We start from the raw sequence: 22,490 nt of genomic DNA, 5'->3' as shown, positions 1-22,490 counted from the left end.
TTTTTAGAGGAAAGCCTCCATATCTAACGATATGGGGGCTTTTTGTATTTATAATGGTTGCTTTCAGTAGCTTTTTTTCCTCTTTGAACCCTCTATTTTCCTTTTTCAGCAAGCAATTTCTTTTAAGTTTGCAACTTCATCCTTATCTTTACGGAATAAAAATGGCATAAAAAGACTTTTTTTGAAAAATAGGATGTTTTTATTCCATTCTTTCTCCTTTTTATCTGAGGGATTTTAGTACTTTTGGACTCGAATCTAATAAAAAGGGAAAGAATCGCAATTATATAATTATTAAAATAACTCCTGTGTATATGGAAAACAAAATTCAAGAGTTGACTGATAAGATTTACCGCGAGGGGGTCGAAAAAGGTAACGCCGAGGCCCAAAAACTTATCGCTAACGCTCAAGATGAAGCCAAGAAAATTGTAGAAGATGCTCGTAAAGAAGCTGAAGCAATTGTGGCTGCCTCTCGTAAGTCTGCCGATGAACTGGCAGAAAATACCAAGTCGGAATTAAAATTGTTCGCCGGCCAGGCAGTGAATGCCCTGAAGTCTGAAATCGCCACACTTGTGACGGATAAAATTGTCAATGCGGATGTGAAAGCATTTGCTGCCGATAAAGATTATCTGAATGCATTTATAGTTGCATTGGCTTCCAAGTGGAGTGTGAACGAGCCTATCGTGATTTCGACTGCTGATGCAGATGGCCTGAAAAAATACTTCGCTTCACAAGCTAAAGCGTTGCTGGATAAGGGAGTGAAGATAGAGCAAGTGAACGGAAACAAGACATTGTTTACAGTTTCGCCTGCCGACGGCTCGTACAAGGTGAACTTCGGTGAAGAAGAATTTATGAATTACTTCAAAGAATTCCTGCGCCCGCAGTTAGTGGAAATGCTGTTCTAAAACCACAGGATATGAGTAAATACTATTACTACTTGGTAGCTGGTTTACCCGAACTCACATTGGAGGACAGTAAGCTGAGCTATACGGTAGCTGATTTCAAAGCGGAACTGTATCCGGAATTGTCCGACGAAGATAGACGACTGATTGATTTGTTTTATCTGAAGTTTGACAATGCGAACGTTCTGAAATTACTAAAGGACAAAGACGCTGCCATTGATCCGCGCGGAAATTATTCTGCAGAAGAATTGGCAGAGTTTATCTCATCTCTGAAAGAGGGTGATGAGATAGCGGATGCCGTGTTCCCTTCCTATCTCTCCACTTTTATTTCCGAATATTTCAATGTTGCTGCTGAGGACGATTTTCTGCATGAAGACCGTCTGGCTGCGCTTTATTATGAATATGCAATGAAGTGCAAAAATAAGTTCGTGTCTTCCTGGTTTGCGTTTAATCTGACGATGAACAATATACTGGTGGCACTGACTGCCCGGAAATTCAAGATGGAGATCGCTCCGCTGATAGTGGGTGATACGGAAGTGTGCGAGGCTTTGCGTACATCCGGTGCCCGTGATTTCGGACTGACGGGGGAAGTGGATTTCCTGGATCAGTTAGTGAAGATCAGCGAAACCGAAGAACTGGTGGAGCGGGAGAAGAAAATAGACCAGTTGCGTTGGAATTGGATGGAAGAAGCTACTTTCTTCAATTATTTCACCGTGGAACGTCTGTTTGTTTTCCTGTTGCAACTGGAAATGATAGAACGGTGGATTTCTTTGGATAAAGAAAAGGGTAACCAATTGTTCCGCAGCATCATAGCAACGTTGAAGGACGAGGTGCAGATACCCGCAGAATTCAGATAAAATAAATAACATAATTATATGGCAACAAAAGGAACTGTTAGTGGCGTTATCGCCAACATGGTAACCCTCGTCGTTGACGGCCCGGTGGCACAGAACGAGATTTGCTACATCTCGACCGGAGGTGACCGGCTGATGGCGGAGGTGATTAAGGTGGTAGGTACCCATGTGTACGTGCAGGTGTTTGAAAGCACCCGCGGACTGAAAGTAGGGGCTGAAGCCGAATTTACCGGACACATGCTTGAGGTGACATTAGGCCCGGGTATGCTTTCGAAAAACTATGACGGTCTGCAAAATGACCTTGATAAGATGGATGGAGTCTTCCTGAAACGTGGACAATATACGTATCCGCTGGATAAGGGAAGCAGATGGCATTTTGTACCTCTGGTGAAAGTAGGGGATAAAGTGGAAGCGGCTGCCTGGCTAGGACAAGTGGACGAAAACTTCCAACCGCTGAAAATCATGGTACCTTTCACCCAGAAAGGTGTGTGTACTGTGAAGTCCATCGTAGATGAAGGTGAATACAGCATCGAAGATATTGTAGCTGTACTGACTGACGAAGAAGGAAATGACATTCATGTGAACATGATACAGAAATGGCCGGTGAAACGCGCCATGACGAATTATAAAGAAAAACCGCGTCCCTTTAAACTGCTGGAAACAGGTGTGCGTGTAATCGATACTGTGAATCCTATTGTAGAAGGTGGTACGGGATTTATCCCCGGTCCGTTCGGTACAGGAAAGACGGTGCTTCAGCATGCCATCTCCAAACAGGCGGAAGCGGATATCGTAATCATCGCTGCCTGTGGTGAGCGTGCCAATGAGGTTGTGGAAATCTTTACGGAGTTTCCGGAGCTGGTTGACCCGCATACCGGACGTAAGTTGATGGAGCGTACAATCATTATCGCTAATACTTCGAACATGCCGGTAGCTGCCCGTGAAGCATCTGTATATACGGCTATGACGATTGCGGAATATTACCGAAGCATGGGTCTGAAGGTGTTGTTGATGGCTGACTCCACTTCCCGTTGGGCACAGGCATTGCGTGAAATGTCCAACCGTATGGAAGAGTTGCCTGGACCTGATGCGTTCCCGATGGACTTGTCTTCTATTATCTCCAACTTCTACGGACGTGCCGGATATGTGGTGCTGGGTAACGGTGAAACGGGGTCTATTACCTTTATCGGTACGGTATCTCCTGCCGGTGGTAACTTGAAAGAGCCTGTAACGGAAAATACGAAGAAAGTAGCCCGTTGTTTCTATGCTCTTGAACAGGATCGCGCTGACAAGAAACGTTATCCTGCCGTGAATCCGATTGATTCTTACTCTAAATACATCGAATATCCTGAATTTGAGGAATATATCAAAACTCATATCAATGGTGAATGGATTGGTAAGGTAAACGAAATCAAAAACCGCTTGCAACGTGGTAAGGAGATTGCCGAACAGATCAACATTCTGGGTGATGACGGTGTTCCTGTTGAATATCATGTAACGTTCTGGAAATCAGAGTTGATTGACTTCGTAATCCTGCAACAGGATGCTTTCGACGAAATTGATGCTGTAACACCGATGGAACGTCAGGAGGATATCCTGAATATGATCATTGACATCTGTCATACGGAATTTGAATTCGATAACTTTAATGAGGTAATGGATTACTTCAAGAAGATGATTAATGTTTGTAAGCAGATGAACTATTCGAAGTTCAAGTCTGAAGAATATGAAGGATTCCGTAAACAGTTGCAGGAACTGATTGAAGAACGTAAAGCATAAGGAAAAGTACAATTTACCATTTACAAGGTACAATTTGCCGTTCGGCATGTGTGTGTAGGTGGTAAAAAGTCAGAATGCGAAAATTGTAAATTGTAAATTGCTAAATTGTAAATATATAGATGGCAACAAAAGCATTTCAAAAAATATATACCAAGGTCACTCAGATTACAAAAGCCACCTGCTCGCTGAAAGCAACAGGGGTAGGGTATGACGAGTTGGCTACCGTAAACGGTAAGCTCGCCCAGGTGGTGAAGATTGCCGGTGACGATGTGACTCTGCAGGTATTCGAGGGTACGGAAGGTATCCCGACCAATGCGGAGATAGTATTTCTGGGCAAGTCGCCTACGCTGAAAGTGAGCGAACAGCTTGCAGGGCGTTTCTTCAACGCTTTCGGTGATCCGATTGACGGAGGTCCGTCCATCGAAGGCCAGGAAGTGGAGATCGGTGGCCCGTCTGTGAACCCGGTACGCCGTAAACAACCGTCGGAACTGATTGCGACTGGTATTGCTGGTATCGACTTGAACAATACGCTGGTATCCGGACAGAAGATTCCGTTCTTTGCCGACCCTGACCAGCCGTTTAACCAGGTAATGGCGAATGTAGCACTTCGTGCTGAGACAGATAAGATTATTCTGGGTGGTATGGGTATGACGAATGATGACTACCTGTACTTTAAGAATGTGTTCTCCAATGCCGGTGCGCTCGACCGTATCGTCAGCTTCATGAATACAACGGAGAATCCTCCGGTAGAACGTTTGCTGATTCCGGACATGGCATTGACGGCAGCCGAATATTTTGCTGTGAACAATAATGAAAAGGTACTGGTACTGTTGACTGATATGACCTCATACGCCGATGCGTTGGCTATCGTATCTAACCGTATGGACCAGATTCCTTCAAAGGATTCTATGCCGGGTTCTCTTTATTCGGATTTGGCTAAGATTTATGAGAAGGCTGTACAGTTCCCGAGTGGCGGTTCCATTACCATTATTGCGGTAACTACTTTGTCTGGTGGCGACATTACGCATGCTGTGCCTGACAATACGGGTTACATTACGGAAGGTCAGTTGTTCCTGCGTCGTGATACGGATATCGGTAAGGTTATCGTTGACCCATTCCGTTCACTATCCCGTCTGAAACAGCTCGTTACAGGTAAGAAGACCCGTAAGGATCATCCGCAGGTAATGAATGCTGCCGTACGTTTGTACGCTGATGCTGCCAACGCCAAGACGAAATTGGAGAACGGTTTCGATCTGACGAACTATGACGAACGTACCCTTGCATTTGCCAAGGATTACTCCAACCAACTGCTGGCTATCGATGTGAACCTCGATACGACAGAAATGCTCGACGTGGCCTGGAGCCTGTTCGGCAAGTATTTTCGTCCGGAAGAAGTGAATATCAAGAAAGAATTGGTTGACGAGTTCTGGCCAAAAGCAAATAATTAATCACTAACAACTAATCACTAATAAAGTGGCTATAAAGTTTCAATATAATAAAACTTCCCTCCAGCAGTTGGAAAAGCAACTGAAAGTGCGGGTCCGTACACTCCCTATTATAAAGAATAAGGAGAGCGCACTACGCATGGAAGTGAAGCGCTGCAAATCAGAAGCTGCCGCGCTGGATGAGAAGTTGGAACGGGAAATCCAGGCCTACGAAGCGATGTTTGCCCTTTGGAATGAGTTTGACCCCTCATTGATAAAGGTGAGCGATGTACATCTCGGCGTGAAAAAGATTGCCGGTGTACGGGTGCCGCTGCTCGAAAACGTTGATTTCGAAATACGTCCCTACAGCCTGTTCAATGCCCCCAAATGGTATGCCGACGGCATACATTTGCTCAAGGTATTGGCACAGACGGCTATCGAGCGGGAGTTTATCGTCGCCAAACTGGGCTTGCTGGAACATGCACGTAAGAAGACTACCCAAAAGGTAAACCTCTTTGAGAAAGTGCAGATTCCAGGCTATCAGGATGCTCTGCGAAAGATCAAGCGCTTCATGGAAGACGAGGAGAACCTCTCCAAGTCATCGCAGAAAATCATGAAATCCCATCAAGAGAGTAGGAAGGAGGCAGAAGCATGATTACAAAAATGAAGAAGCTTACATTCCTTGTATATCATAAGGAGTACGAAGCATTTCTGAACGGAGTGCGCGAACTTGGAGTAGTGCACGTAGCCGAAAAACAGCAAGGCGTAGCTGATAATGCAGAATTGCAGGATAGCATCCGGCTTTCTTCACGTCTGCAGGCGACACTGAAAATGCTGCATGGTTTGAGCGAAGCGAAGGAACCTACACCCGCTTCTGCTGCCCGCGGACTGGAAGTTCTGGACGAAGTAGATGTGCTGCAAAGTGAAAAGGCGAAGCTGCAACAACAGTTGCAAAACTATCAGAAGGAGAGAGCCGCCCTGGAACCCTGGGGTGATTTTGAGCCCGAAAGCCTTAGTAAACTGCACGATGCCGGTTTCACGGTGAACTTCTACTGTTGTTCGGAGGGTAGCTATGACGAGACTTGGGAAGAAATTTATAATGCGATGATTATCAATCGTGTATCCTCGCGTATCTATTTCATTACTGTAACTAAAAATGCAGTGGAAGTGGATCTGGATGCAGAACAGATAAAGTTGCCTTCTTACTCGTTGACCCGTATGCAGATACTTTGCCAGGAGACTGAACAGGCTTTGGCAGACAATGACCAGAAGTTGGCGGTACTTGCCGGAAAAGAACAACCTTCATTGCAGGCTGCACTGAAAGAGGTGAACACTGAAATAGAGTTCTCCAAAGTTATGCTGAATACGGAGGCTACGGCAGGAGAGAAATTGATGTTGCTACAAGGTTGGGCACCGGCTTCCAAAGAAAAGGAAATTGCTGCATGGCTGGATGAACAGCATATTTATTATGAAATAACGAATCCGACACCGGAAGATAATGTACCTATTCAGTTGAACAACAAAGGTTTCTTTGCATGGTTTGAACCGATATGCAGGCTCTATATGCTTCCGAAATACAGTGAGTTGGACTTGACGCCGTTCTTTGCACCGTTCTTTATGGTGTTCTTCGGACTGTGTCTGGGTGACTCCGGTTACGGGTTGTTCCTGTTCCTTGCTGCTACGTTGTACCGTATGTTTGCCAAGAACATCAGTGCTACGATGAAGCCGATTCTTTCATTGGTGCAGATACTGGCTGCCTCTACATTCTTCTGTGGAATGCTGACAGGTACGTTCTTCGGGGTAAGTCTCTATGACATCAATATACCTTTCCTACAGTATATGAAGGAGCATTTGTTCATGGACAACAATGCCATGTTCCAGCTCTCATTGATATTGGGTGTGATACAGATTCTCTTCGGTATGATACTGAAAGCTGTGAATCAGGCGATACAGTTCGGCTTCAAGTATGCCGTAGCTACGATTGGTTGGATCATATTGCTGGTATCCTGCGGAGTAGGAGCCTTATTGCCCGAAATCATGCCACTGGGCGGAACGGTACATCTGTGTATCCTCGGTGTGGCTGCTGCCATGATATTCCTCTTCAATAGTCCCGGTAAGAACGTGTTCCTGAACATCGGGCTGGGATTGTGGGATTCTTACAATATGGCTACAGGCTTACTTGGCGACGTGCTTTCGTACGTTCGTTTGTTTGCCCTCGGTCTGTCGGGAGGTATCCTTGCAGGAGTATTCAACAGTCTGGCTGTAGGTATGAGCCCCGACAATGTGATTGCCGGACCGATTGTGATGGTGCTGATATTCGTTATCGGACATGCAATCAATATGTTTATGAATGTACTGGGTGCGATGGTTCACCCTATGCGTCTGACCTTTGTGGAATTTTTCAAGAATTCCGGTTACGAAGGTGGCGGAAAAGAATATAAGCCATTCAAAAAATAACAATTATAGAATTAAAAATTAAAACAATAAAAACGTAAGATTATGGAAATGAATTTATTGATTGCCTACATCGGCATCGCAGTAATGATTGGTTTGTCTGGCATCGGTAGTGCCTATGGAGTGACGATTGCCGGTAACGCAGCTATCGGCGCTTTAAAGAAGAACGACGGTGCATTCGGTAACTTCCTCGTATTGACCGCACTTCCCGGTACACAGGGTTTGTATGGTTTTGCCGGTTACTTTATGTTCCAGACTATTTTCGGTATCCTTACTCCTGAGATGACTGCTATCCAGGCTGCCGCTATCCTCGGTGCAGGTATCGCGTTGGGATTGGTTGCTTTGTTCTCAGCTATCCGCCAAGGACAGGTTTGTGCGAATGGTATTGCAGCTATCGGACAAGGTCACGATGTATTCAGCAACACGCTGATCCTCGCTGTATTCCCGGAACTTTACGCTATTGTTGCTTTGGCTGCAACATTCTTGATCGGTAGCGCATTGGTTGCATAAGAATCTATTTCTGAATAATTTGCTGACCCGGGGTTGCCTTTTTGATGTCAACTCCGGGTTAATTGTTTCCGGATGCCACACTAGAATAAGGTAAATGCCACACCTCGGCAAGTGAAATGCCACACTTTGTATGTCGCGAAGCGTGGCATTTGCTCTGTTAAAGTGTGACATTTGGAACGATAGTCAGTCTATCTAACTATTTTTCGCAAACGATTGTTTATGCATATTTCATTAGTTTTTTCGATTAATAGGCTATTTTTCAAAGAATAATGTGTAATTTTGCAGCCGGTATTAAGTAATAGAGATTAAAAGTAATATGACTAAAGAGCTGTTAACCCCCGACTACATCTTCGAGTCAAGCTGGGAAGTATGTAACAAGGTTGGAGGTATCTATACGGTTTTGTCCACGCGAGCAAATACCTTGCAGGCAAGATTTCATGATAGATTGTTTTTTATAGGACCTGATTTTTGGCAGGGGAAAGAGAACCCTTTGTTTATCGAGTCCGATAACCTTTGTGCAGCATGGAAAAAGCATGCCTTTACAAAAGATAACCTTTCCGTCCGCATAGGGCGCTGGAACATTCCGGGCAATCCGATCGTTATATTGGTTGATTTCCAACCGTTTTTCGCACAGAAGAATGATATCTATACAGAAATGTGGAACCGCTATCAGGTGGATTCACTGCATGCATACGGTGATTATGATGAAGCATCCATGTTTTCGTATGCTGCCGGAAAGGTGGTAGAGAGTTTCTATCGCTATAACCTGACGGAAACGGATAAGGTGGTTTATCAGGCTCATGAGTGGATGACCGGTATGGGGGCCCTCTACCTGCAGATTGCCGTTCCTGAAATTGCAACGATCTTTACCACGCATGCCACGTCTATCGGACGCTCCATTGCGGGTAACAATAAACCTCTGTACGACTATCTCTTTGCCTATAACGGTGATCAGATGGCGGAAGAGCTCAACATGCAGTCCAAGCACTCCATTGAAAAACAAACTGCACATTATGTAGACTGTTTTACGACTGTGAGCGAAATCACGAATAACGAGTGTAAGGAATTGCTCGATAAGCCTGCCGATGTAGTGCTTATGAATGGTTTTGAGGATGATTTTGTACCGAAAGGGACTACGTTTACCGGAAAGCGTAAACGTGCGAGATCTACTATGTTGCGCGTTGCCAATTGCTTGATGGGTACGGATATGGGAGATGATACGTTGATTATCGGTACCAGTGGCCGTTATGAATTCAAGAACAAGGGCATTGATGTCTTCCTTGAATCACTGAACCGGCTGAATCGCGATAAGAATCTGAAGAAGAATGTATTGGCGTTCATCAACGTGCCGGGTTGGGTAGGCGATGCCCGTGAAGACTTGCAGCAACGTCTTAAGAGCAAGGAGAAGTTTACTACTCCGCTGGAAGTGCCTTTGATTACCCACTGGCTACATAACATGACGCACGATCAGGTGCTGGATATGTTGAAGTACATGGGCATGAGTAATCATCCTGAGGATAAGGTGAAGATTATTTTTGTTCCCTGCTATCTCGATGGAAAAGATGGCATTATAAACAAGCAATATTATGATTTGATACTGGGAGAAGATCTCAGTGTCTATCCTTCATATTATGAACCTTGGGGATATACCCCGCTGGAAAGTGTTGCTTTCCACGTTCCGACCATCACGACCGACCTGGCTGGATTCGGACTTTGGGTAAACAGCCTGAAGAATCAGCATGGCATCGATGATGGAGTAGAGGTACTTCACCGTTCGGATTATAACTATTCCGAAGTGGCTGATGGCATCAAGGACACCATTTCCGCATTCTCTGGAAAGACGGATGCAGAAGTGAAAAACATTCGCAAGCGTGCTGCCCAAGTGGCTGAGCAGGCTCTGTGGAAGCATTTTATCGAATATTATTATGAGGCCTACGATTTCGCCCTTCGCCATGCGATGGAGCGTCAGTTGGGTTGAAATAAAATAGAATATTAATCAATCAAGTTATCATACAATGAAGATTAAAGTTAGTAATGTAAACACTCCGAACTGGAAAGATGTGAATGTGAAATCTCATATTCCTGCTGAGTTGGAGAAATTGTCTGAATTGGCACACAACATTTGGTGGTCTTGGAACTACGAAGCTACTGAACTGTTTAGAGATCTTGACCCCGCTCTGTGGAAAGAAGTTGGTCATAACCCTGTACTCTTGTTAGAAAGAATGAGTTATGCTAAGCTCGAAGCACTCGCAAACGACAAAGTAATTCTGAAAAGAATGAATGATGTGTATTCTAAGTTTAGAGCATATATGGATGTAGAACCTGATAAAAAACGTCCTTCCATTGCTTATTTCAGCATGGAGTATGGTTTGAACCAGGTACTTAAGATATATTCAGGTGGTTTGGGCGTTCTTGCCGGCGACTACCTGAAAGAGGCTTCTGACAGCAATGTAGACCTTTGCGCAGTCGGTTTCCTGTATCGTTACGGTTACTTTACACAGACTCTCTCTATGGATGGTCAGCAGATTGCCAACTACGAAGCTCAGAACTTCGGCCAGTTGCCTATCGAGCGTGTGATGGACGAGAATGGTAATCAGGTGATTGTGGATGTTCCTTATCTGGATTACTTTGTTCATGCGTTTGTATGGCGCGTGAATGTGGGACGTATCTCTCTCTATCTGTTGGATACGGACAATGAAATGAACAGTGAATTCGACCGTCCTATTACTCACCAACTTTATGGTGGTGACTGGGAAAACCGTCTGAAACAAGAAATTCTGCTCGGTATCGGTGGTATCTTGACACTGAAGAAGTTGGGTATCAAGAAAGAAGTTTATCACTGTAACGAAGGACATGCAGCATTGATCAATGTTCAGCGTATCTGTGACTATGTGGCAGAAGGATTGTCTTACGATCAGGCTATCGAACTGGTGCGTGCATCTTCTCTGTATACTGTACATACTCCGGTTCCTGCCGGTCACGACTACTTTGACGAAGGTCTCTTCGGCAAATATATGGGCGGTTATCCTGCCAAGATGGGTATCAGCTGGGATGACCTGATGGATCTCGGCCGTAATAATCCGGGTGATAAAGGTGAGCGTTTCTGTATGTCAGTTTTCGCTTGCAACACTTCACAGGAAGTGAACGGTGTAAGCTGGCTGCACGGAAAAGTTTCTCAGGAAATGTTCTCTTCTATCTGGAAGGGTTATTTCCCCGAAGAAATGCATGTGGGCTATGTTACCAATGGTGTACACTTCCCAACTTGGAGTGCTACTGAATGGAAACATCTCTATGCTGCTAACTTCGACGAGAACTTCTTGTACGATCAGTCTAACCCGAAGATTTGGGAAGCTATCTATAATGTGCCCGATGAAAAAATCTGGGAAACACGTATGGCTTTGAAGAACAAGTTGATCGACTATGTTCGCAAGCAATATCGCGAAACCTGGTTGAAGAACCAGGGTGATCCTTCACGTATCGTTTCGTTGATGGATAAGATTAACCCGAATGCATTGCTGATTGGTTTCGGTCGTCGTTTTGCTACTTACAAACGTGCTCACCTGCTGTTCACTGACCTTGACCGTCTGGCTAAGATTGTGAACAATCCTGACTATCCGGTACAGTTCCTGTTCACCGGTAAGGCTCACCCGCATGACGGAGCCGGTCAAGGTCTGATCAAGAGAATTATTGAAATCTCCCGTCGTCCGGAATTCCTGGGTAAGATTATCTTCCTGGAAAACTATGATATGCAGCTGGCTCGCCGTCTGGTATCCGGGGTGGATATCTGGTTGAATACTCCGACTCGTCCGCTCGAAGCATCCGGTACTTCCGGTGAGAAAGCGTTGATGAACGGTGTTGTAAACTTCTCCGTACTCGACGGTTGGTGGTTGGAAGGCTACCGCGAAGGTGCAGGTTGGGCGCTGACAGAAAAGCGTACTTACCAGAACCAGGATCATCAGGATCAGCTCGATGCAGCTACTATCTACAGCATCCTTGAAACTGAGATTCTGCCGTTGTACTATGCACGCAACAAGAAGGGATACTCTGAAGGTTGGGTGAAGACTATCAAGAATTCTATCGCACAGATTGCACCTCACTATACAATGAAACGTCAGTTGGACGACTATTATAGCAAGTTCTACAATAAGTTGGCTAAACGTTTCGGCGCACTGTCTGCTAATGACAATGCCAAAGCTAAGGAAATTGCTGCTTGGAAAGAAGAAGTGGTTTCTAAGTGGGACAGCATCGAAGTCGTATCTTATGACAAGTGTGAAGAATTGTTGCAGGCTACCATCGAAAGCGGTAAGGAATACACCATTACTTACGTTATCGATGAGAAGGGCTTGAACGATGCAATCGGTCTGGAACTGGTAACTACTTACACTGCCGGTGACGGTAAACAACACGTTTACTCTGTTGAGCCGTTCAGCGTAGTGAAGAAAGAGGGTAACCTCTATACCTTCCAGGTGAAGCATAAATTAGAGAACGCAGGTAGCTTCAAGGTATCCTACCGCATGTTCCCGAAAAACTCTGACCTGCCTCACCGTCAGGATTTCTGTTACGTTCGTTGGTTCGTGTAAGAGTTTAATATATCAACATAGTGAAGCTGCTTGCGGGAGGTTGTCATAACCTCTCGGAGCAGCTTTTGTTTTGAACAAGTTCCGGTAGATACGTGTTTTATTTATACGACTAATAAAATAAAAATTCGTATGAAGAAAATTGTATTGCTCCGCCACGGTGAGAGCGCATGGAATAAAGAGAATCGTTTCACAGGTTGGACCGATGTGGATTTAACAGAGAAAGGTATTGCCGAAGCTAAGAAGGCAGGAGAGTTATTGGTAGATAATGACTTCCAGTTTGATAAGGCCTATACCTCTTACCTGAAACGTGCAGTAAAGACGCTGAATGTGGTATTGGATCGTATGGATCAGGACTGGATACCGGTAGAAAAATCCTGGCGTCTGAACGAGAAGCACTACGGGCAGCTACAGGGGTTGAACAAGGCGGAGACTGCTGAAAAATATGGTGAAGAACAGGTGTTAGTCTGGCGTCGCAGCTATGATGTAGCTCCACATGCATTGGCTGAAGATGATCCCCGTAATCCGCGTTTCGAGGTTCGATACAATGAAGTGCCTGATGCCGAATTGCCTCGTACAGAGTCACTGAAAGATACAATAGAACGCATTATGCCTTATTGGAAATGTGTGATTTTCCCGAATCTGAAAAGTGCGGATGAACTACTTGTTGTAGCGCATGGCAACAGTTTGCGAGGAATTATCAAACATCTGAAAGGTATCTCCGATGAAGATATTGTAAAACTGAATCTGCCGACTGCTGTGCCTTATGTGTTCGAATTCGATGATGATCTGAATTTAACGAAGGATTATTTTCTGGGAGATCCGGAGGAGATAAAGAAGTTGATGGAAGCGGTGGCGAACCAAGGAAAGAAATAATTAAAGATAAAAAGAGGAATGATGAACGCTCCGTTCATCATTCCTCTTTTTATTATCCTGCCAGCTCGTGAAATATCGTAATACTCAGAAATATTCCGATTGCTAAGCAGAGTGCTATTAATATCCAGTTTGTATATTTGGCACTTGGTTTTGTTTCCTTATGCAGATTCTGGTCGAAGTAATTCTTGAAGAAGAGGTAGATGGCTGGTACGGTTGCACTCGCCAACAATAAATCTTCCGGAATTTTGTAGACGTAAACTTTGGAGAAAGCAATGAGCGCCCAGTGACAAAGGAAAAGGATCACCAATAGATTGACCTTACGGGAAAACGCCAACAACAATCCGATAGTGAATACGGCTACGGAACAAGGCATCACGCTGGTAGTCATCATCGGGAATTCCATGCCCCGTGCCCATGAGAGGAGAGGGTAAAGGAACGGCATGGCATACAATATGTAAGTCAGCTTGTCATATTTGTGGTAACGCTCAAACGGCGTATAGTTCGTAATAAGATCCCATAGCCAGATAAGTGCGATTATGCCCCAGAATATGGCAAGTATATAATTGTAATTCCGGTCACCACAATAAATCATGTAGTAGACGATAGAAATCCAACTATTTAAAAATACCATATATCCCTTCATCAGCCGCTTGACCAGTAGTGTCGGTTTCTGATAGAGAAGTACGGTCAGCAAGATGCCTACAACGGTTATAACGATCTGGGCTATCCAGGTTCCTTCATTATATTGTGCGATTGTTTTCCAAAAAACTTCCATACGCAATCTTTTAATTTTTAATTTTCAACTTTTATTTTTTCTCGTGTCTTGTCATGGAGAAGGCCCGTTTGATGAACAGGAATAATGGTATAGTAGCGCCCACTGCCAACATGAAGATAACACTACAGGTAATGATTGAATTCGTAAATAAGTCAATCAGATACTTTTCCTGTAATTCGGGCACTTTCAGGTTCTGCATGAACATGATGAGCGAGAATACTATTTTGTAGGCATACATACCCGGAATCATTGGCAGCAGTGCAGGAATATAAAGTACAGTCATAGGGCAATAGATGCGTTTTCCCAGAACCAAACTTCCCATACCGATACTGAAAGAAGCACATAGGGATGCAGTAGCAATATCCACTCCCAGATACGTCATCAGGCAGAAGCGCAGGGCATGACCGATGGCGGCAAGCAAAGCAATGGAAGGGAAAGCACGTAAAGGAGGATCTGAAATCGCTCCGAAACCGATAGCGGCGACAGCGGCGAATATGCCGTCTGTAAGTATATCAACAAGTATCATAATAAACTATTTCTAATTAACATAAGAGTACAGGAAAGTCCTACGGCAATACATAGCACCAGCAATAAAGCCTGAATAAGGCGGGTGCATCCGGTGAGTACGTGCCCTTCTACAATGTCGATAACACCGTTCAGCAGAGGTACTCCGGGTACCAGGTAAAGAACGCTTGTAGCGATGGCAATTTCAGCAGTGGTTTCCAGTGTCAAAGCTGAAGAGGCAACCATGGAAGCGATGAATGCAGAGGCTATGAAAACAAGGTAATGATTGAATTTCTTTTTCTGCATAATTTGTTTGAGGTAGAAACCTATGAGGGTAGCGGAGAATACAATAAGACGTGCAGTCCAGTCGCCACCGAACAAGGCGCAGAATGATGCATTGGCAAATCCCACCAGGAATAGCGTACAAAGCGGGTCCATTTTGGGGCGTGCAATGATTTTCTCGTATTTTTCCCACAGGGTGTCGAGAGGCAGATGATTGTCATAAGCTTCCCAGCTAAGTGCGCTCAGTTCGGCATTCAGTTCAAAACTGATGGGAAAAGCGGGGATGATGGCTACTTCATTATAAACTTCAGTGCTGTCGATGTCACATACGCTTACTACCATAGTCTTTTGAAAAAGGCTCATTTTCACGTCTACATCCAGTGACTTCCCGATACGGCGGGTGTTTCGTATCACGCGCGAAGTGTGTACACCTGAACCCATAAGACGATTGGCATACTCCAGTAAAAACCGGGTAATTTCTTTTAATTCGTTTGGCGAATTCATACTTAAAATGTTATCCTAATATTATCTGTTCTTGAAAAGCGCCGCAAAGGTACGGCTTTTTGAGAAAACAAAAAAGTGATGCAAGGTATAATTGCGGGAATTTTTGAGGAGGTGGGCAGGGAAGGAGATGCATCAGAAGCACCTCCTTATGTTTGCTGATTATTAAGCGATACGAGGTATAGGGTTGTAGTTGTAAGCCACTACCTCTTCTGTATGCAGTGAAGCCTGTACATCAATCAGGCGTTGGTTTTTACTTCCGCGGAAGCATAGGCTTTCATCCCGCAGTTCTTGTTTAAATTTTCCATCCACCAGTACATCGATGTATTGCAATAGTTTGGCCTGGAGAGGGTTGCGCAGCAGAGTTTCAAATGTATATCCGGTATAACACCAGATATTTTTACCGCTTTTTTCCTTAATGGCGCATGCCAGTTCTGCAAATCCTTCCGGCTGGTACATTGGGTCTCCGCCACTGAATGTTACGTCTGCAAAGTCGTCGGCAAGTACTTTTTCCAATATTTCGTCTGTTGACATCCAATGCCCCCGTTCGATATCCCAGGATTCGGGATTGTGGCAGCCTGGGCATCTGTTCGGACATCCGGCAGCATAAATGGAGGTCCGGAAGCCCGGACCGTCCACTGTGGTATCTTCTATAATATCAAGAATGGAAAGCACGTTGATAGTGATTAGTGATTTAGTGATTAGTTGTGAATGACACGGTCGTTCAGTTCCGCTAATTTAGCGTTGTTCCAGCGGTCGGTAGTACCCACCAGATAACCGGTGATACGCTGTAATTTATCGATGTGGGTGCTTCCGCATTTCGGGCAAGCTTCCAGATTTGGAGTTGAATTTTCGTAGCCGCATTCCAGGCAACGGTTACGGTTATGGTTTACTGAACCGTATCCGATGTTATACTGATCCATCATATCCACTACACGCATGATAACTTCGGGGTTATGTGTTGCATCACCGTCTATTTCTACATAGAAGATGTGTCCGCCACGTGTCAGATCGTGATACGGAGCTTCCACTTCAGCTTTATGGCGGGCGCTGCACTTATAATATACGGGCACGTGATTGGAGTTTGTATAATAATCCCGGTCTGTAATGCCCGGCAGTACCCCGAATTTCTTACGGTCGGCACCTGTGAACTTACCCGATAAACCTTCAGCAGGCGTGGCCAGCACACTGTAGTTATGGTGATACTGTTCGGAGAACTGGTTGGCACGATCGCGGATATAGGTCACTATCTTCACTCCCAGTTTTTGTGATTCTTCCGATTCTCCATGATGTTTTCCTGTAAGGGCTACCAGGCATTCTGCCAGACCGATGAAACCGATGCCCAATGTTCCCTGATTGATAACAGAAGCAATCGTATCGTTAGGTTTCAGCTTTTCGCTACCCACCCATAAAGCAGACATTAACAGCGGAAATTGCTTGGCAAATGCTGTTTTCTGGAATTCCATGCGTTCGTGGAGTTGGCGGGCTGTAACTTCCAGCATTGCATCCAGTTTGGCAAAGAATTTGGCTATACGCAATTCTTCGTCTTCTATCTTCATGCATTCGATGCCCAGGCGTACGATGTTGATGGTGGAGAAAGAAATATTTCCGCGTCCGATGGATGTTTTCGGTCCGAAACGGTTTTCAAATACACGTGTGCGGCATCCCATGGTTGCCACTTCGTGCTGATAACGCTGAGGATCGTCCGCTCTCCATTCTTCACTCTGGTTGAATGTAGCATCCAGGTTCAGGAAGTTCGGGAAGAAACGGCGTGCGGTCACTTTGCAGGCAAGTTGGTAAAGATCGTAGTTGCGGTCTTCCGGCAGATAACTTACGCCACGTTTCTTTTTCCATATCTGGATAGGGAAGATGGCTGTCTCGCCATTGCCTACGCCCTGATAGGTACTTTTCAGTAACTCGCGGATGATGCAACGTCCTTCGGCTGATGTATCCGTGCCGTAGTTGATAGAGCTGAATACGACTTGATTGCCGCCGCGTGAGTGAATGGTATTCATATTATGGATGAATGCTTCCATGGACTGGTGTACACGTGCTACAGTTTTGTTGATGGCATGTTGTACAATGCGTTTTTCGTCGGACAGGCCATCCAACGGCTGTTGCAGGTAGTCTGTAAGTTCCTTCTGATAAAGATGTGAATAATCTTTTCCGTTCAGCTCTTCCAGATTTTTGATTTCTTCGATGTAGCTGTTGCGTACATAAGGTGCCAGATAAAAATCGAATGCAGGAATAGCCTGTCCACCATGCATTTCATTCTGGGCAGTTTCCAATGAGATACATCCCAGAATACTTGCTGTTTCGATGCGTTTGGCAGGACGTGATTCGCCATGTCCGGCAGAAAAGCCACAGGATAAAATGCGGTCCAACGGGTGCTGAACGCATGTCAGACTTTTGGTAGGGTAGTAGTCCTTATCATGAATATGTAGATAATTGTTGTGTACAGCTTCCAGTACCTCGGCGCTCAACAAATAGTCGTCTACAAACGGTTTGGTGGTTTCACTGGCAAACTTCATCATCATGCCCGCCGGAGTATCGGCGTTCATATTGGCATTTTCCCGTGTCACATCGTTGGACTTGATGTCTATAATCTCCAGAAACATATCACGCGTCTTGGCTTTGCGGGCAATGCTACGCTGGTTGCGGTAAGCAATATACTTTTGTGCCACATCTTTCCGGCTACTCTTCATCAGCTCCATTTCTACTGCATCCTGAATGGCTTCCACCGTCATTTGTGCACTTCCCTTGAAGGATATGTGATCTGTGATCTGGCGTATCAACTGCAGATCTTCACCTTTGTCCGTGTGTAACATTGCTTTACGGATGGCAGTTACTATTTTCTCTTCATTAAAGCCGACTACTCGTCCGTCTCTTTTGATTACAGTCTGTATCATGGTCTCATTCTTATTATTTAGTTATCCATTTGAATTGGGAGCACAAAGATATAAACTAATCTTTGAGTTTTTATTTTTGGAAAACTTTTGTGCTTGTAAAATATGTTAATTAGCTGATATTCAATGGACGTTTAAAGAGAAATGGAAAACTTTTTATTTCGTAGGCCTTTTGAAAGTTGTTCGAAATGGAAATTCCTATGTAGTAAGTAGATACAAAAAACCTCGCCTGCTACACATACATGTAACAGGCGAGGTTATATTATAAAAATAATCTTGAATAGGAATTATTCTTTCCCGTACGAAAATTATTTCAAAACTTCTGCCAGTTTTGCTTGCAATTCTTCACCGTGCAATCCACGTGCGATGATGGTTCCTTCGCCATCGATCAATACAGTGTGAGGAATGCTGCTTACTGCATACAACTGAGCGCCTTCGCAATTCCAGTATTTCAGGTCAGACATTTGCGGCCAAGTGATGTTTAGCTTCTCGATAGCATCTTTCCATGCTTCGCCACTTTGATCCAAAGATACACCTACGATTTCAAAACCTTTGTTCTTGTATTGAGCATAAGCTTCTACCAGGTTCGGCATTTCGCGACGGCAAGGACCACACCAGCTTGCCCAGAAGTCGATGAGTACCACTTTGCCTTTACCTACATAGTCAGACAGTTTCATCGGTTTTCCGTCAGGAGTTGCCATTTCAAAATCTGTGAACTTCTGGCCTACAGCAGTAGCTTTCATTTTTTCTACGTTTCCTTTGATCTTGATGATAACTTCATCGTTAGCAAATTCAGCGGGAATTTGCGGCATCAACGGATCCAGTTCGTCTACTTCAAGGTAGTAGTAGTTATTCTTCAGCAAATGAACGCCCACCAGGTTAGTGATATTCTTAGCAATACCTGCCTTAGTGATTTCCATTGATTTTTCTTGCAAATCGTTCATTTCCTTCATTTTGGCTTCGCGCTGCTCGTCAGTCAGTGTAGTATCTGACATAGACTCATATATAGTCATCATTTGTTTGTTCAGATCACTCAGCTGAGCTCTGATTTCCTGATAAGCATCGTTGCTCGGCGTGCCGGTAGCAGAGTCATTATCGCGGGTCAAATTGATCTTGATATTACCGTTTTCAAGGAAGAAGTCCATCAGGATACCTTCTTTTCCTGCCGGTCTGTAGGTTACGTAACGGTTCGCAGCAGTATCTTGTACGCCTTTAAAGGTGAATGTACCTTTGGTGATTACTGCGGAGTCTACTTTTACAAGATTTCTTCCGTCTACTTTTTGCAAAAATACAGTGTCGCCGTCAGCTCCACCCTCTACGGTTCCGGTTACTATGTAACCTTTGTTTCCGCTACAGGCAGCAACGATAGCAGCCACAGCGAGCAGATAGATAAATTTTTTCATTGCTTTTATTATTAAGTAAAAATATATGGCTACAAAGATAGTCAATAAAAAATCCCCTCCGGCATAACCGGAGAGGATTTTATAGTTTTAATCCCATTTTTTGTAATCGTACTGTGCTTACTATTATTCAGCAGCAGCTTCAGCAGCGGGAGCTTCTTCAGCAGGAGCCTCTGTTGCCTCTTCAGCAGGAGCTTCGGCAGCGGCTTTTTCTGCTTCTTCAGCAGCTTTCTTTTCAGCCAATGCTTTTGCTTTTTCAGCGTTTACTTTCTTTTCAGCTTCCAGACGTGCTTTTGCTTCAGCTTTCTTAGCTTCTTCGTCTTTAGCTTTCAAAGCAGCCAGACCGCTTTGTTTGTTGTTCTTCCAAGCTTCGAATTTAGCTTCAGCTTCAGCTTCGCCAAATGCGCCCTTGGTTACACCACCCAAAAGATGTTTTTTCATGTAAACGCCTTCGCGTGACAAGATGTTACGAACAGTGTCAGTCGGTTGTGCACCTTTCATAACCCAGTCAAGTGCGCGGTCGAACTTCAAATCTACTGTGGCAGGATTGGTGTTCGGATTGTACGTACCAATCTTCTCAATAAATTTACCATCACGTGGTGCTCTTACGTCTGCAATAACGATAGAGTAGAAAGCGTAGCTTTTACGTCCATGTCTTTGCAATCTGATTTTTGTTGCCATTTTAAATAATGTTTTAAATAAATGATTTGAATTATGCTACTATCTCGTAATAGCGGCTGCAAAGGTATGGTTTTTATTTTGATTGACAAAGAGTTCCTAACAAAAAAAGGATGGATTTCATCAGAAACCCATCCTTCTTTTTAATAACGTATTATCGTGAGAATAATTAATTCTTCGGTAATGCTTCTTTAACTACCATCGGACGACCTGCGTATTCTGCGCCGTTCAATGCATTGATAGCGTTAGATGCTTCTGAAGAATCCGGCATTTCGATGAATGCGAATCCTTTAGATCTTCTTGTTTCACGGTCAGTGATGATTCTTACTGAGTCTACTGTTCCGTACTCTTCCATAACTTCTCTTAAATCTGATTCTTTAACCCTGTAATTCAGGTTACCTACATACAAATTCATAAATCTAAATAAAATAATAAATTAATAATTCAATAAACAAAGTTTTTGGAAGTTGTTAGGTCAGAAATGGAAATACTCAATACAGAGGAAATACATACGTGAAATAATCAAATCAAATAAACTTCTTTATTGTTCGGCTACAAAGTAACGCATTCTATTTCAATAATGCATCATCTTTTACCATATTTTTTTGCGATAAATTCATTTTTTGTTGAATATGAGCGAATTTTTACGAATATCGCTTCGGATATCTCACTAATATTGCTAATAATGCACAAATTCCCATTGTAAATGGATAATACAAGCTGCCAATAATGCTGATGGGAGAGATGCCTGCCAATCCGGCGGCAATCAATAATTGTGCACCGTAAGGAATGATGCCTTGTACCAGGCAGGAGAATGTGTCCAGGATGCTGGCTGTTTTCCGGCGGTCCAGATGAAAACGCAGGGCAATGTCCTTGGCTATCGGTCCGGTGGTAATAATGGCGATGGTGTTGTTTGCCGTACAGAGGTTGGCGATGCTGACAAGTGCGGCGATGCTCAGTTCTGCTCCTCGTTTGCCTTTTACATGGCGCGTCAGGAGGGAGATGATGAAGTCGATTCCGCCATTGTAACGGATCGTTTCCAGCATACCGCCGGCAAGTAGGGTGATGATAATCAGTTCCCCCATTCCTGTGATGCCGGTTCCCATGGAGCCGAACCAGTTGAAGAAAGCTGTACTCAGGTCTGTTTCGCTTGTGAAGATGCCGATGATACCTGTACTCAGGATACCCAAGAGCAGGACTAACATTACATTCACACCTGCCACTGCTGTGCCCAGCACGATGAGGTAGGGGATAACCTTTATCCATTCTATCTCTTGTGTTTGTGCAGGAGCTGTGATGGATAATCCCTGGAATATATAAATGCAGAGCACAATCAGTGCTGCCGGAACCACAATCATGAAATTTACGCGAAATTTGTCCCGCATCACACAATCCTGTGTCTTGGTGGAAGCTATGGTGGTGTCCGAAATAAACGAAAGATTATCTCCGAAGAATGAACCGCCCACTACAATGGCAACCATATATGGCAGATCGATGCCGGTCTTTTCCGCTAATCCGATGGCTACAGGGGTGAGGGCTACAATTGTTCCCACACTGGTGCCTATGGAAAGTGAAATGAAACATGCGGCTATAAAAATACCTGCCAGTAGCAGGTTATCCGGCAGAATACTCAGGGTGAGGTTTACTGTGGCGTCGATTGCTCCCATTTGTTTGGCGCTTTGGGCAAAGGCTCCGGCAAGAATGAATATCCATATCATCAATATGATATTCTTGTTGCTGGCTCCCACGGAGAATTGATACACCCGTTTTTCCAGGCTCAGCCCACGTGTTAGTACAATGGCATAGCAAGATGACAGCAGGAATGCGACTGTAATGGGTACCTTATAGAAATCATTTACAATCAGTGACGTCACCAGGTAAAGACATAAAAATACTGCCAGCGGGCTTAGTGCCCACCATCCACCCTTTTGTTTATTTGTTGTATCTGTCATCTTTTAAATTAATCAAATCATATATCTTAATTCGCTGCAAAATTATAAAAAACAAAGAGCGGAGCAAAATAGTTTTGCCCGCTCTCTATCTCTTATAATTACCTGTTGGCGGAAATAATTTC

The 22,490-nt window shown here is 44.3% G+C and carries 19 protein-coding genes; 10 read left to right on the top strand and 9 right to left on the bottom strand.

What is annotated here, in order from left to right:
- Nucleotides 1-311: 311 nt before the first annotated feature.
- From DW036_RS13765 to gpmA, 10 genes are all read left to right on the top strand, one after another.
- On the top strand, nt 312-902 hold the full coding sequence (locus tag DW036_RS13765; RefSeq protein WP_118464862.1) for a hypothetical protein: 591 nt from the start codon (nt 312-314) through the stop codon (nt 900-902).
- Between the two features lie 11 nt (nt 903-913).
- Entirely contained in the window at nt 914-1,756 is an 843-nt protein-coding gene (locus DW036_RS13760; protein WP_118464861.1) for a DUF2764 domain-containing protein, read from the top strand.
- Between the two features lie 18 nt (nt 1,757-1,774).
- A complete protein-coding gene (locus tag DW036_RS13755) occupies nt 1,775-3,529 on the top strand; it encodes a V-type ATP synthase subunit A (RefSeq protein WP_007662234.1) in 1,755 nt (584 codons plus the stop codon).
- A 119-nt stretch (nt 3,530-3,648) separates the two neighbouring features.
- Entirely contained in the window at nt 3,649-4,977 is a 1,329-nt protein-coding gene (locus tag DW036_RS13750; protein WP_029428228.1) for a V-type ATP synthase subunit B, read from the top strand.
- 25 nt (nt 4,978-5,002) lie between these two features.
- Nucleotides 5,003-5,608, top strand: a complete 606-nt coding sequence (locus DW036_RS13745; RefSeq protein ID WP_118464860.1) for a V-type ATP synthase subunit D — start codon at nt 5,003-5,005, stop codon at nt 5,606-5,608.
- On the top strand, nt 5,605-7,410 hold the full coding sequence (locus DW036_RS13740; protein WP_118464859.1) for a V-type ATP synthase subunit I: 1,806 nt from the start codon (nt 5,605-5,607) through the stop codon (nt 7,408-7,410). Before DW036_RS13745 ends, DW036_RS13740 begins: the two co-directional genes overlap by 4 nt.
- 42 nt (nt 7,411-7,452) lie before the next feature.
- Entirely contained in the window at nt 7,453-7,917 is a 465-nt protein-coding gene (locus DW036_RS13735) for a V-type ATP synthase subunit K (RefSeq protein ID WP_007213461.1), read from the top strand.
- A gap of 316 nt (nt 7,918-8,233) precedes the next feature.
- Nucleotides 8,234-9,895: a glycogen/starch synthase gene (locus tag DW036_RS13730; protein WP_118464858.1), complete on the top strand. Its 1,662-nt coding sequence runs from the start codon at nt 8,234-8,236 to the stop codon at nt 9,893-9,895.
- 37 nt (nt 9,896-9,932) lie between these two features.
- Nucleotides 9,933-12,497: a glycosyltransferase family 1 protein gene (locus DW036_RS13725; protein ID WP_118464857.1), complete on the top strand. Its 2,565-nt coding sequence runs from the start codon at nt 9,933-9,935 to the stop codon at nt 12,495-12,497.
- A 129-nt stretch (nt 12,498-12,626) separates the two neighbouring features.
- The gene (gene gpmA, locus DW036_RS13720) at nt 12,627-13,370 is read left to right on the top strand and encodes a 2,3-diphosphoglycerate-dependent phosphoglycerate mutase (protein WP_118464856.1); all 744 of its coding nucleotides are present in this window, start codon (nt 12,627-12,629) and stop codon (nt 13,368-13,370) included.
- A 52-nt stretch (nt 13,371-13,422) separates the two neighbouring features.
- On the opposite strand, the gene DW036_RS13715 is transcribed toward gpmA, so the two are convergent.
- From DW036_RS13715 to DW036_RS13675, 9 genes are all read right to left on the bottom strand, one after another.
- Nucleotides 13,423-14,145 (bottom strand): DUF6064 family protein, encoded by a 723-nt coding sequence (locus DW036_RS13715; protein ID WP_118464855.1) that lies wholly within the window; start codon nt 14,143-14,145, stop codon nt 13,423-13,425.
- Between the two features lie 31 nt (nt 14,146-14,176).
- Nucleotides 14,177-14,671, bottom strand: coding sequence for a threonine/serine exporter family protein (locus tag DW036_RS13710; protein WP_022391340.1), 495 nt, complete (start codon nt 14,669-14,671; stop codon nt 14,177-14,179).
- On the bottom strand, nt 14,668-15,435 hold the full coding sequence (locus DW036_RS13705) for a threonine/serine exporter ThrE family protein (protein ID WP_118464854.1): 768 nt from the start codon (nt 15,433-15,435) through the stop codon (nt 14,668-14,670). Before DW036_RS13705 ends, DW036_RS13710 begins: the two co-directional genes overlap by 4 nt.
- A 162-nt stretch (nt 15,436-15,597) precedes the next feature.
- Complete coding sequence (gene nrdG, locus DW036_RS13700) at nt 15,598-16,107, bottom strand: anaerobic ribonucleoside-triphosphate reductase activating protein (protein ID WP_118464853.1); 510 nt, start codon at nt 16,105-16,107, stop codon at nt 15,598-15,600.
- A gap of 26 nt (nt 16,108-16,133) precedes the next feature.
- Entirely contained in the window at nt 16,134-18,341 is a 2,208-nt protein-coding gene (locus DW036_RS13695) for an anaerobic ribonucleoside triphosphate reductase (RefSeq protein ID WP_118464852.1), read from the bottom strand.
- A 305-nt stretch (nt 18,342-18,646) separates the two neighbouring features.
- The gene (locus DW036_RS13690) at nt 18,647-19,741 is read right to left on the bottom strand and encodes a TlpA disulfide reductase family protein (protein WP_118464851.1); all 1,095 of its coding nucleotides are present in this window, start codon (nt 19,739-19,741) and stop codon (nt 18,647-18,649) included.
- Between the two features lie 123 nt (nt 19,742-19,864).
- Nucleotides 19,865-20,419, bottom strand: a complete 555-nt coding sequence (locus DW036_RS13685; RefSeq protein WP_007213448.1) for a 30S ribosomal protein S16 — start codon at nt 20,417-20,419, stop codon at nt 19,865-19,867.
- A 166-nt stretch (nt 20,420-20,585) separates the two neighbouring features.
- Nucleotides 20,586-20,831, bottom strand: coding sequence for an RNA-binding protein (locus DW036_RS13680; protein WP_007662267.1), 246 nt, complete (start codon nt 20,829-20,831; stop codon nt 20,586-20,588).
- Nucleotides 20,832-21,060: 229 nt separating this feature from the next.
- Entirely contained in the window at nt 21,061-22,368 is a 1,308-nt protein-coding gene (locus tag DW036_RS13675) for a Na+/H+ antiporter NhaC family protein (RefSeq protein ID WP_118464850.1), read from the bottom strand.
- Nucleotides 22,369-22,490: the final 122 nt, after the last annotated feature.

Source organism: Bacteroides sp. AF39-11AC, assembly GCF_003474285.1.
GTDB lineage: Bacteria > Bacteroidota > Bacteroidia > Bacteroidales > Bacteroidaceae > Bacteroides.
The sequence above is the reverse complement of the archived record's forward strand: the minus strand, read 5'-3'. Positions and strand labels throughout refer to the sequence as shown.

Excerpts from the sequence above, each read along its gene's own strand:
- DW036_RS13765 (WP_118464862.1), top strand. The coding sequence starts at position 312 with ATGGAAAACAAAATTCAAGAGTTGACTGATAAGATTTACCGCGAGGGG.
- DW036_RS13760 (WP_118464861.1), top strand. The coding sequence starts at position 914 with ATGAGTAAATACTATTACTACTTGGTAGCTGGTTTACCCGAACTCACA.
- DW036_RS13755 (WP_007662234.1), top strand. The coding sequence starts at position 1,775 with ATGGCAACAAAAGGAACTGTTAGTGGCGTTATCGCCAACATGGTAACC.
- DW036_RS13750 (WP_029428228.1), top strand. The coding sequence starts at position 3,649 with ATGGCAACAAAAGCATTTCAAAAAATATATACCAAGGTCACTCAGATT.
- DW036_RS13740 (WP_118464859.1), top strand. The coding sequence starts at position 5,605 with ATGATTACAAAAATGAAGAAGCTTACATTCCTTGTATATCATAAGGAG.
- DW036_RS13735 (WP_007213461.1), top strand. The coding sequence starts at position 7,453 with ATGGAAATGAATTTATTGATTGCCTACATCGGCATCGCAGTAATGATT.
- DW036_RS13730 (WP_118464858.1), top strand. The coding sequence starts at position 8,234 with ATGACTAAAGAGCTGTTAACCCCCGACTACATCTTCGAGTCAAGCTGG.
- DW036_RS13725 (WP_118464857.1), top strand. The coding sequence starts at position 9,933 with ATGAAGATTAAAGTTAGTAATGTAAACACTCCGAACTGGAAAGATGTG.
- gpmA (WP_118464856.1), top strand. The coding sequence starts at position 12,627 with ATGAAGAAAATTGTATTGCTCCGCCACGGTGAGAGCGCATGGAATAAA.
- DW036_RS13715 (WP_118464855.1), bottom strand. The coding sequence starts at position 14,145 with ATGGAAGTTTTTTGGAAAACAATCGCACAATATAATGAAGGAACCTGG.
- DW036_RS13710 (WP_022391340.1), bottom strand. The coding sequence starts at position 14,671 with ATGATACTTGTTGATATACTTACAGACGGCATATTCGCCGCTGTCGCC.
- DW036_RS13705 (WP_118464854.1), bottom strand. The coding sequence starts at position 15,435 with ATGAATTCGCCAAACGAATTAAAAGAAATTACCCGGTTTTTACTGGAG.
- DW036_RS13695 (WP_118464852.1), bottom strand. The coding sequence starts at position 18,341 with ATGATACAGACTGTAATCAAAAGAGACGGACGAGTAGTCGGCTTTAAT.
- DW036_RS13690 (WP_118464851.1), bottom strand. The coding sequence starts at position 19,741 with ATGAAAAAATTTATCTATCTGCTCGCTGTGGCTGCTATCGTTGCTGCC.
- DW036_RS13685 (WP_007213448.1), bottom strand. The coding sequence starts at position 20,419 with ATGGCAACAAAAATCAGATTGCAAAGACATGGACGTAAAAGCTACGCT.
- DW036_RS13680 (WP_007662267.1), bottom strand. The coding sequence starts at position 20,831 with ATGAATTTGTATGTAGGTAACCTGAATTACAGGGTTAAAGAATCAGAT.
- DW036_RS13675 (WP_118464850.1), bottom strand. The coding sequence starts at position 22,368 with ATGACAGATACAACAAATAAACAAAAGGGTGGATGGTGGGCACTAAGC.